The following is an 11,761-nucleotide window of genomic DNA, read 5'->3' as shown; positions in this document are numbered from 1 at the left end:
AAGAATCAACTATGGAATTTGAGTTTTTAGAGAAAAAAGAGCAGGGCAAGTTTATCACAAGGTACGACATTCACTATAGAACAGTGGATGACCAGGAAAAAGTATATGAGATGATAAGCAGAAACCCTGAACTTAAAAGCAGGAAAGATTTAAGTAATCCGAAAGAAGATGCGGTTGCCATAATCATGCATGATGTGACCGGAGAAAAGATCCTTATCAACAAGGAATTCAGAATGGCTCCAGGCGAGTGGGTCTACAATTTCCCAGCCGGGCTTATTGATGAAGGCGAGACCAGGGAACAGGCTGCAAGAAGAGAACTTAAAGAAGAAACCGGCCTCGATATCGTGCGCATAGATGAGTGGTGGGGAAAGTGCTACAGTGCAATAGGCTTTTCCAATGAAAGAAATGCATGCTGCGTAGGAGTGGCTGATGGAACTTTTTCAAAGAGCACATCTACACAGGAAGAGATAGTTCCCGGATGGTACACCAAAGAGGAAGTGAGAAAACTCCTTGAAACAGAGGCTTTTGCAGTCAGAACACAGGCATATTGCTATATGTGGATAAAAAAGTAATGGCTGCGTATAGTCAGGTTATAGAATATGAAAAGTAATATAGATAACAAAGATAGTAAACAAAGAGGCATATATCAGAAAGAAGACCATGGTGAAGAGCTAAAGCGAGGCATCATTGGTCTTAATATCTGCGAAGAGTGTGGTGGATTCTGCACTGAGAGCGTTCCTCTTATTGAGGGACTTCCTGTAAATGCCCAGGTAAGCCTTATGGAGCACTCTATCCATGAGACTCTTAAAAAGAACAGTTATCTTTTTAGAGAAGGTGAACCTGTTGACTCTATATGTATAATACGAAAAGGAAGAGTTAAACTTTGCAGATATGATTCCCTTGGAAGGGAACAGATCATAACAATTCTGGCAGATCACGATATTATTTGGGAGGGCATGTTCCTGGATGGAAGTATTTATCCATACTCTGCGGTGTGTCTTACAAATGCTTCTATCTGCCTTATTCACAGAGACGATTTCATAAAAGTTGTAGATAATCCGACAGCGGCCATGAATATCATCATTCTTCTCAGTAAAAAGCTGCATGATGCCAATGAACGAAACATGCTTTTATCAACAAAAGACCCAATGGCAAGGCTTGCAGGATTTTTGATGTACAGAGTAGACAGAAGCCCATCGGATGATATAGTATTAAAGCTCGACGATATTGCTGCAAGTGTTAACCTTAGAACAGAAACGGTCAGCAGGAAACTCAGAGAAATGGAAAAAATGAGACTGATTGAAAGGCTGGGACACGCAAGGATCAAGGTGCTCGACAGAGATACGTTGAGAGAAATATATATTTCGCAGTAATTATTGTTGCAGATAAATCTATATTTGTCTGCAACATTGTGTTATTTAGTAAGGAGTAATATGGTAAAGGGAAGAATTCATTCAATAGAAACTTTTGGTTCAGTAGACGGACCTGGAATAAGATTTATAGTATTTTTAAAAGGGTGCAATCTCAGATGTAAATACTGTCACAACGTAGATACCTGGAATCCTGAATCCGACGATCTCAGGACTGCAGATGAAGTCCTTGATTTTGCGGAAAGATACAGAAGCTACTGGGGCGAGGACGGCGGAATAACAGTCAGTGGCGGAGAACCACTTCTTCAGATAGACTTTCTTTTGGAACTGTTCAAAAAGGCAAAAGAGCGTGGAATCAATACCTGTATCGACACAGCTGTACAGCCATTTACAAAAGAGGAGCCTTTCTTTTCAAAGTTTAAAGAACTTATGGAGTATACAGACCTGCTCCTTGTAGATATCAAGCATATTGACAGGGAAGAGCACATCAAACTTACAGGTCTTCCTAATGACAATATCAAAGAGTGCTTTGAATACCTTGATGAGATCAAAAAGCCAATCTGGATCCGCCATGTACTTGTACCTGGAATCACAGATGACGACAACTACTTAAGAGAAACAAGAAAGTTTATTGAGAAATTTTCTAATATACAGAGAGTAGAAGTGCTCCCATATCATTCCATGGGACAGATGAAATTTAAAGAACTTGGTATTCCATACCAGCTTGAGGGAGTTGAATCTCCTTCACAGGAAAGAGTAGATAACGCAAGAGCAATACTTAACGGAAAGCTGTGATTTTTCACAGCTTTTTTCGCTAGCTGTTGAATATGTTGGCTTTGAATAATTGTGAACGAAATGTGAAAAATAAAAAATAAATTAAAACTTGATTGTAATCAATGTTCACTCTATGACTAGGTGTTAATATATGCTTCGTAAAATGACTAGATAAATAATTAACAAACAATGTTATTGCTTTTTGAGAGGAGTACATTATGAACGAAGCATGGAGAGGTTTTAAAGGAACCCACTGGCTGGATGATGTAAATGTTAGAGACTTCATCCAGAACAACTACACACCATATGATGGAGATGAAAGCTTCCTTGCAGGCCCAACAGAAGCTACAGATAAGCTCTGGGGCAAGCTTCAGGAGCTTCAGAAACAGGAGCGTGAAAAGGGCGGCGTTCTCGAGTGCGAGACAGAAGTTGTATCAAGCCTTACAGCTTATGGCCCTGGATACATCGATGAGTCTATGAAGGACCTTGAGCAGATCGTTGGTCTTCAGACAGACAAGCCACTTAAGAGAGCATTCATGCCTTACGGTGGAATCAAGATGGCAGAAGAAGCTGCTGAAACATATGGTTACAAGGTAAATGAGAAGTTCCACAAGATCTTCACAGAGTACCACAAGACACACAACCAGGCAGTATTTGATGCTTACACACCTGAGATGAGAGCAGCTAGACACAGCCACATCGTAACTGGTCTTCCAGATACATACGGCCGTGGACGTATCGTAGGCGACTACAGAAGAGTAGCTCTTTACGGTATTGATTACCTCATCAAGAAAAAGCAGGAAGATTACAACAACTGCGGTGACGGCACAATGCTTGATCACATCATTCGTCAGAGAGAAGAGATCTCAGAGCAGATCAGAGCTCTTAAGGGAATGAAAGAAATGGCTGCTGTATACGGATTCGATATTTCACAGCCAGCTAAGAATGCAAAAGAAGCTGTTCAGTGGCTTTACTTTGGATATCTTGCAGCTATCAAGACTCAGAACGGTGCTGCTATGTCTGTTGGACGTGTTTCAACATTCCTTGATATCTATATTGAGAGAGATATTAAAGAGGGAACTCTTACAGAGGCACAGGCTCAGGAGCTTATCGACCACATGACAATGAAGTTCAGAATGGTTAAGTTTGCTCGTATCCCTTCATACAACAACCTCTTCTCAGGAGACCCAGTTTGGGCAACACTTGAGGTTGGTGGACTTGGTATGGATGGTCGTCACATGGTTACAAAGAACGACTTCAGATTCCTTCACACACTTGAGAATATGGGACCTTCACCAGAGCCTAACCTTACTGTTCTTTACACATCAAAGCTTCCAGCTACTTTCAAGAAGTATGCTGCTAAGATCTCAGTTACAACATCTTCAATCCAGTACGAGAACGATGATGTTATGAGACCTATCTGGGGCGATGACTACAGCATCTGCTGCTGCGTATCTGCTACACAGACTGGTAAAGAGATGCAGTTCTTCGGAGCTAGAGCAAACCTTGCTAAGTGTCTTCTTTACGCTATCAACGGTGGTAAGGATGAGAAGTTCCTTACAAAAGATGGTCAGCACATGCAGGTAGGACCTGAGATGGCTCCTATTACTTCAGAAGTTCTTGATTACAACGAAGTAATGCACAAATATGACATTATGATGGATTGGCTTGCAGGACTCTATGTAAACATCCTCAACCTCATCCAGTACATGCATGATAAATATTACTACGAAGCAGCTGAGATGGCTCTTATCGATACAAACGTAAGACGTACATTCGCTACAGGTATCGCTGGTTTCTCACATGTTGTAGATTCACTTTCAGCTATTAAGTACGCTAAGGTTTCAACTGTTCGTGATGAGTCAGGTCTTGTAATTGATTACAAGGTAGAGGGAGACTTCCCAAGATACGGTAACGATGATGAGAGAGCTGATGAGATCGCTGTATGGCTTCTTAAGACATTCATGAAGAAGATCGAGAAGCATCACACATACCGTGATTCAGAGCCTACAACATCTATCCTTACAATCACATCAAACGTTGTTTATGGTAAGGCTACAGGTGCTACACCTGATGGAAGACCAGCATTCGCTTCATTTGCTCCTGGTGCTTCACCATCATACGGTGCAGAGAAGAACGGTCTTCTTTCATCACTTAACTCTGTTGCTAAGATTCCTTATGAGTACGCTCTTGATGGAATTTCAAACACACAGACAATGAACCCTAACGCTCTTGGTCATGACGACGAAGAGAGATCAAATAAGCTTGTTAACGTACTTGATGGTTACTTCAACCAGGGTGCACACCACCTCAACGTTAACGTATTTGGTAAGGAGAAGCTCATCGATGCTATGGAGCATCCTGAGAAGCCTGAGTATGCTAACTTCACTATCCGTGTATCAGGATATGCTGTTAAGTTCATCAACCTTACTAAGGAGCAGCAGCTCGACGTTATCGCACGTACATGCCACACAGCTCTTTGATATAAACAAAAACAAAAAGCATCACAGATTTTTCTGTGATGCTTTTTTTCTTAGATTCTTATTATAAAACTAAGTGTTTCCATATGAGGACTTCTTTGGATGAAGCGGTGCTAAGTGGTCCTGGTATGGTCTCCGATGAGCGGTGGTTTCCGAGAAGATCACGATCAAAAGTGATTGGTGTGCCATCTGGATTTTCAAATTTCTGCTCAGGTTCGAAGGCAACGCCGAGGCTCTCTGTGCTTAAGACGCCACAGGCAAAGTCCTTAAGAAGCTTGTCATAATTTGTTTTAATGTAGTAATCACCATCTTTTTCTTTTAGCTCTACAGCGACTTTAGTCTTCTTATCTACAAGCTTGTTCTTTTCTTTCTTATAAACATTTGCCCCATTAAAGTATGCATTACCATCAACCCATACTGGAAGATGACCAAAGTGAGCTTCAGCAAGATGGCCCATATCAGGGTCTTTTTCAAGATCAAACTGGTCTGCCCATTCCTCATAAGTTGGGAAGATATCAAATGGAGCAGTGCCAACCGTCTTGTAATCAGCATCTGCAGCAGTTTTCTTTTTGTCATCAATCTTGTGCTGCTGAACAAAAATGTTGTTGTAAATTCTGTCATCACCATGAAGAATTGTCATAAAGCCGGCAACCTCGGTGCGGTGACGAATGTGGTAAGGAGTATATCTTGGCTCACGCTGACCATTGATAACACTGTCTACTCCTGAATTGATCAGGCTGAAACCGCCAAGAATAAGGTTATGCAGCACTGCGATTCCTTCACTTGGAATAGTGATAGCAACAGGTGAGAGCAGAATATTGTTATCTATAAGTGTAGGACCGTGTCCAACCTCTATAAATACATCAGTGTTAAACATTGCACCGGGACCCTGTTTTACGCCATCAGGTCTGGTGTTATCGTGCATGAGATTCTGGCTGACTCTTGCACCCTGTGCCTGCCAGTCAAGCCATACTCCCATAATGCTGTGATGGATGTGGTTTCTTCTGATTGTTACATCGATAGCAGCATGAAGCTTGATTCCTGCTGTTTCAGCTCCGCCAAGCTGCTGTGAAGTACATACATCGTGAATCTCACAGTCCTCAATAGTTGAGAATACAGCTCCCATTCTACCTACAATACCTGTCTGCTCGCAGTGGTGAACGTGGCAGCGACGGATAAGATGATGGCCGATGTTTTCTTTTAACCAACCATGGTACTGGCCACGACAAACAGCATCTCTTTCCATCTGTGTAGGGCTCTTAACGTGTCTCTTGGTGAAATACATATCATTTTCCGGATCAAGATACTTTCCGAGAGAGATTCCACAGCATTTACTTCCGTAAATCTCGCAATCTTCAATGATCCAGCCTTTGCTCCAGTGAGGGCCGATCATGCCATCCTGGTAAGCAGCAGGTGGAGCCCAGGTTGTAGCTGCTTTACAAATTGTAAAGCCACTTACAGTTATGTAATTTATGCCGTTTTCTTCAGGCATAAAGCAGTTTCGTCTTACTAAAAATTCCACATTCTCTTTATTGGGGTCAAGGCCCTGGAAGTTACCATAGAGAACTGTCTCATCGCCATTCTGCTCTGTATACCACAGATATTTAGCAGCTTCCTGATCCCACGCTAAAGGATCAGGTTTTCCCTTCTGACATTCTGCGAGAGATGTGGTTTCAAACATCATGCTGTTATTGATAAAAACAGCTCCGGTATGCCTTACGATAGGGGCAAAATACCAGTCTCCGTAAACTCTTGTAGTGTAAGGATTGTAATCTCCAAAAATACTATTTTTAACAGAGGTTTTCCAAAGGTTTCCCTTAACCTTTTTCCAGTTTTTAGCTTCCTCTGCACCTGTAATAACAGCAGCAAGAGGAGTTTCAGAACGGTAAACTATAGGAGCTTCACATGTTCCTGCATTCCTTGGAGCAACATATTCTCTGTAAATACCAGGCTTAACAACGACTTCATCCCCAGGCTGCGCTATATTTGCAGCCGCACCAATGCACTTAAAAGGGCGGTTCATGCTTCCGTCTCCATCGCGAAACGCATTGGCGTCAACATAGTAGATCATAAAAACTCCTTTCATACAAAGTAGACAATAAAGTTTAATTTTGTTTAACGATTAACATCAAATATGTATTTATACTATGATTGAAAATGCCAAAAGTCAATGACAATTGCACAAAAAAGAGCCTAATTATCAAACAAATTTGTGTTATTGCACAAAATGTATTGACAACAAAGTGGCGTAAGCGTAATAATATACATATGTTTAACGATTTACTACAAATCACACATGGGGAAGTAATATGGTGACACTCAAGGAGGTTGCAGAAAGATGCAACGTGTCTGCCACAACAGTTTCCAACGTTATTAATGGCAAGGCAAAGACCAGTGAAGAAACTAAAAACAGAATAATGCAGGTGATAAAAGAAACTGGTTATAAGCCCAATACCATTGCTCAGGGGCTTAGGGTAAAAAAGACCAGAACAATTGCCGTAGTAGCGGAGGATATTGCGCAGTTCACATCACCGCCAATGATTGAGAGCATCATGGAAACCTGCGAAAAAAAGGGCTACAGGGTCGTTGTTCATAACCTCAGACTTTACGACAGGTGGTCCGATACCTGGTACGGCCAGGAGGATGAGTATCACTCAGTCCTTGATCCTGTGATAAAAGATATTCTTTCCGCCCAGATAGACGGAGTTATCTATCTTGCAGGACATGCCAGGATCATAAAAACATTTAACGCAGGATTCAATCTTCCTATAGTTATGTGTTACGCCTACTCCGAATCGCCACACATACCGTCAGTGGTGATCGATGATGAAAAGAGCTCCTATGAAATGGTGTCCTACCTTATAAAGATGGGGCATGAACGAATAGGTTTCATAGGAGGCCGAATGGACAATATTCATACAGCTAAGCGACTAATGGGGTATCAAAAAGCAATGTATGAAAACGGTCTCTTGTTTGATCCAAAGCTTGTTTACTATGGCGACTGGTCCAGAAAAGCCGGGCATGAAGGCGCCAAGGCATTACTTGAACAGAATGTAACAGCAATATTTGGAATTTCAGATAGGATGACCGGCGGCGTATATGACTATCTTGAGGAAAAAGAGCTGATCGTGGGAAAAGATATTTCGGTAGCGGGATTTGATAATGAGAGCATTGCCGAGTTCTTTAGGCCAAAGCTCACTACAACTGAATTACCGCTTAGAGAAATCGGAGCAAAATCAGCCGAACTCTTACTTGATAAGCTTGAAGGTGCGAATGGGGATTCGCAAATTGGGGATGAACCTAAAGTTTATAAGTATCCGTGTAAGATGATAATAAGAAGATCAGTTTCTGAAAAGTAATTTTTTTTGCCAAAAGGTTTAACGTTAAACCATCGGGAGGTATTAGGGGTGTCAAAAAAGAAGATCTATTCTCTGAAACTATTTCTATTAGTACTACCGTTTATTATTTTAGTTCTACTCTTTAGCTACTATCCGCTATATGGCTGGATGTATGCATTCTATGATTATAAACCACCAAAAACTTTGGCAAACTGTCCTTTTGTAGGATTCAAATGGTTTGCATCACTCGTAAGCAGTGAGACTAAAATTCAACAGATTGTTCAGGTGCTGAAAAACACCTTTGCCATGAGTGGCTTAACACTTGGAACCAGCTGGCTTCCGATGATCTTTGCGGTTTTCCTCAATGAGATCAGAGGAGTGAAATTCAGAAAGTTTGTACAGACAGTTACAACACTACCAAACTTCGTGAGCTGGGTAATGGTTTATTCCATAGCATTTTCACTGTTCAACAGTACAGGAATGCTCAATTCTCTTTTGTTAAAATCAGGACTCATTGAACAGCCAATTCTCTTTTTACAGTCATCAAGCCATGTTTGGTTTACACAGTGGTTGTGGCTCACATGGAAAAACCTTGGCTGGGCAGCAATCATGTATATCGCTGCAATTTCAAGCATTGATGATGAGATGATCCAGGCGGCGAGAGTAGATGGAGCAACCAGAATGCAGATAATATGGCACATTACTATTCCAAGTCTTTTGCCTACATATTTTGTTCTTCTGGTACTTAACGTAGCTAACTTCCTCAACAACGGAATGGAGCAGTATTACGTGTTCCAAAACGCTTTCAACAAAGAATATATCCAGGTTCTTGATCTCTATGTTTACAACATGGCGATGGGCAGCGGCGGTTATTCAGTTTCAGTTGCGATCAGCATGCTTAAGAGCTTGGTAAGCGTAGTGCTTTTGGTCATTGTTAACGGAGCATCAAAGAAAATCCGTGGCGAGAGCATACTTTGATGGAGGTTTGAGATGGGACAGTCAAAAGAAAAAGGTTCAACAATAAAAGTAAGCGCCGGAGACAGAACCGTGGAAATCGTGTGCTACATAGTTTTCTCTATAGCAGCATTCCTGTGTCTTTATCCGTTTTATTACATAGTTATCAACACAATAAGTGCCAATGACCTGAGCGCCAAAGGAGATATTCTTTTCTGGCCGCAGGGAATTCATTTTAAGAACTATCTGTCAGCCTTCAGAATTGACGGACTTTTAAGGGCATTTCAGATATCTCTTATGAGAACGGTTCTTGGTACTGCACTTACAGTATTTGCTTCAGCATTTCTTGGATTCATGTTCACCCAGGAAAAGATGTGGCTAAGGAAGTTCTGGTACAGACTCATTGTGGCAACAATGTATTTCAATGCCGGAATTATTCCATGGTTCCTCGTAATGAAGACCATGCACCTCACCAATAACTTCTGGGGATACATACTTCCAGCTATCGTATCACCGTTCAATCTGATCCTGACCAAGACCTTTGTTGAGTCAGTGCCAAAAGAACTGCAGGAAGCAGCTGAGATGGATGGCGCAGGAGTATTAACAGTGTTCTTTAAGATAATAATTCCTGTAATCAAGCCTATTATGGCAACTGTAGCAATCTTTTCAGCAGTAAGTCAGTGGAATGCTTTCCAGGATACACTTCTTCTTATGACAGATACAAAGCTTTATCCACTGCAGTTTGTGCTCTACCAGTACCTGAATCAGGCAAGCTCACTTGCATCACTTGCCCAGAGTAACACAAGCACATCATCACTTGCTGCTGCAGCAGCCACAACGCAGACCACAACCAGTGTACGAATGACCATCACAGTGATCGTCGTGCTCCCAATCATGCTCGTATACCCAATCTTCCAGAAGTACTTCGTAAAAGGTATTATGATTGGGGCAGTCAAAGGCTAACGCCACCCAAAACGTAATGAATACAGCCCATCTGGGTTGATATAAATGGTAAAAGAGGTTAAAAAAGGAGGAATGAAAATGAAGTTTAAGAAATTTGCTTCTCTTGCTCTTTCCACAGTTATGGCAGCATCAATGCTGGCAGGATGCGGAAGCGGAGCAGCAGAAAGCACAGGAACAACCAGTAACCAGACAGAAACAAAAACTGAAACAGCAACAACTACTGAGACAGCAGGTGGGGATACTGCCGCAGCAAGTGAAGTTTCACATGACTCTGAGTACACTGTAGATTTCTACGATGTTGCAGCTAACTTCCAGGGTGTACAGTCAGGCTGGTATGGCAAGATTGTAAAAGACAAATTCAACATGAACCTTAACATTATTGCACCACAGGTATCAGGCGATGGAGCAGCTCTTTATCAGACACGCTGCGCAGCAGGTGCTCTTGGAGATTTGATCATTCTTGATAACGCTGATATGCAGGAGTGCGTAGAGTCAGGACTTGTTCATGATCTTACAGATGTTATCGCTCAGTATCCTAACCTTTCCAAGTATATGGAACAGATCAAGGCATTTAACGCAATGCTTGGTGATGGCAGCAAGATCTACGCTATTCCACTTGAGATGAATACAAACGGACCTACAGCTTATAAACAGCTTCATGTTTACACATATCCTCGTATGGGATGGGATATGTACAATGAAGTTGGTGCTCCTGAGCTCAAGAACACAGATGACCTTCTTAACTGTCTTGCAGATATCCAGAAGGCACATCCACAGAACGATAAAGGTGACCCTGCATATGCTATCAGTCTTTGGAAAGACTGGGATAGCCAGTATATGGAGTGTGTAGCTCAGCTTACAAAGTGGTATGGACAGGAAGTAAACGGATCAGTTCTTATTGGAACAGATAATTCAATCGTTCCCCTTACAGACAAGGCCGGTGCATATTATAAGATGCTTAAATTCTTCTATCAGGCTAACAAGATGGGCCTTGTAGATCCTGACTCAGCTACTCAAGACTGGAACATGATGGTTTCAAAGATGCAGGACAAGAGAGTATACCTCTACTGGTATAGCTGGCAGTATGGTTTCTGGAACACTCCTTCAAAGGGTGAAGAAGGTGTTAACTATATCGAGATTCCTGTAGCAGATACAAACCTCTACCAGGCATCAGATACATATTATGGTGACGGAAGAGTTATCGGTGTTGGTTCACAGGTTAGTGATGAGAACTTTGCAAGACTTATGGAGTTCCTTGACTGGTATGCTTCACCAGAAGGTGTACAGATCCAGCATGGCGGTACAGAAGGCCTTATCTACACAGTAGAAAATGGCAAGTATGTTCTTACAGAAGACGGACTTAACAGATTCTCAGCAGAAGTTGCAGTTCCTGAAGATCAGGGCGGCGGAAACTGGAACGATGGTAACAACCAGATCAACCAGTGGATCGTAGCAAGCTGCGATGTTAATCCAGATACAAACGAGCCTTATGGAACAGATATGTGGTCATCAACAATCAAGATGAACGAGACAAAGACTACAAAAGAGTGGTCAGAGAAGTTTGGTGCAGCTGATGACGTTGAATATCTCTTAAAGAACAACATGATGACAGTAGTTCCAAGTATCAACATTGCACTTGCAATCGATACAACAGATATCAGCCTTATCCGTAAGCAGTGCGGCGATATCATCAAGGATGCTTCCTGGAGAATGGTATTTGCAGCAGATGATGCAGATTTCGAGAAGCAGTGGGATGACATGACTTCACAGCTCGAAGGCCTTGGATGGGCAGATCTTACAGCGTTTGATACAGAGAAGTATGGTCCAATGCTTGAGGCAAGAAAAGCAGCACAGTAATAACAACATTGCAAAAAATACAGAA

9 protein-coding genes are annotated in these 11,761 nt (G+C 41.9%); 8 read left to right on the top strand and 1 reads right to left on the bottom strand.

Annotated features, from left to right (window positions below; translation table 11 throughout):
• Positions 1–11: 11 nt before the first annotated feature.
• From C4S54_RS12045 to pflB, 4 genes are all read left to right on the top strand, one after another.
• On the top strand, positions 12–572 hold the full coding sequence (locus C4S54_RS12045) for an NUDIX hydrolase (RefSeq protein WP_103869760.1): 561 nt from the start codon (positions 12–14) through the stop codon (positions 570–572).
• A gap of 27 nt (positions 573–599) precedes the next feature.
• Positions 600–1,373, top strand: a complete 774-nt coding sequence (locus C4S54_RS12040; protein ID WP_242973803.1) for a Crp/Fnr family transcriptional regulator — start codon at positions 600–602, stop codon at positions 1,371–1,373.
• Positions 1,374–1,433: 60 nt separating this feature from the next.
• On the top strand, positions 1,434–2,165 hold the full coding sequence (pflA, locus tag C4S54_RS12035; protein WP_103869759.1) for a pyruvate formate-lyase-activating protein: 732 nt from the start codon (positions 1,434–1,436) through the stop codon (positions 2,163–2,165).
• Positions 2,166–2,362: 197 nt separating this feature from the next.
• On the top strand, positions 2,363–4,627 hold the full coding sequence (gene pflB, locus C4S54_RS12030) for a formate C-acetyltransferase (RefSeq protein WP_103869758.1): 2,265 nt from the start codon (positions 2,363–2,365) through the stop codon (positions 4,625–4,627).
• Between the two features lie 61 nt (positions 4,628–4,688).
• Here pflB and C4S54_RS12025 read toward each other — a convergent pair whose 3' ends face one another.
• A complete protein-coding gene (locus tag C4S54_RS12025; RefSeq protein ID WP_103869757.1) occupies positions 4,689–6,695 on the bottom strand; it encodes a right-handed parallel beta-helix repeat-containing protein in 2,007 nt (668 codons plus the stop codon).
• Positions 6,696–6,933: 238 nt separating this feature from the next.
• Here C4S54_RS12025 and C4S54_RS12020 point away from each other — a divergent pair, with 238 nt between their 5' ends.
• The 4 genes from C4S54_RS12020 to C4S54_RS12005 all read left to right on the top strand — a co-directional run bounded on the left by C4S54_RS12020 (position 6,934) and on the right by C4S54_RS12005 (position 11,736).
• Entirely contained in the window at positions 6,934–7,983 is a 1,050-nt protein-coding gene (locus C4S54_RS12020; RefSeq protein WP_103869756.1) for a LacI family DNA-binding transcriptional regulator, read from the top strand.
• A gap of 48 nt (positions 7,984–8,031) precedes the next feature.
• Positions 8,032–8,940, top strand: a complete 909-nt coding sequence (locus C4S54_RS12015; RefSeq protein ID WP_103869755.1) for an ABC transporter permease subunit — start codon at positions 8,032–8,034, stop codon at positions 8,938–8,940.
• A 12-nt stretch (positions 8,941–8,952) separates the two neighbouring features.
• Positions 8,953–9,879, top strand: a complete 927-nt coding sequence (locus C4S54_RS12010; protein WP_022772539.1) for a carbohydrate ABC transporter permease — start codon at positions 8,953–8,955, stop codon at positions 9,877–9,879.
• A 78-nt stretch (positions 9,880–9,957) separates the two neighbouring features.
• A complete protein-coding gene (locus tag C4S54_RS12005) occupies positions 9,958–11,736 on the top strand; it encodes a sugar ABC transporter substrate-binding protein (protein WP_242973801.1) in 1,779 nt (592 codons plus the stop codon).
• Positions 11,737–11,761 lie beyond the last annotated feature (25 nt).

The organism is Butyrivibrio sp. Su6 (genome assembly GCF_900108105.1).
Classification (GTDB): Bacteria; Bacillota; Clostridia; order Lachnospirales; family Lachnospiraceae; genus Butyrivibrio.
Note: the sequence above shows the minus strand (reverse complement) of the source record. Positions and strands in the feature narration are given on the sequence as shown.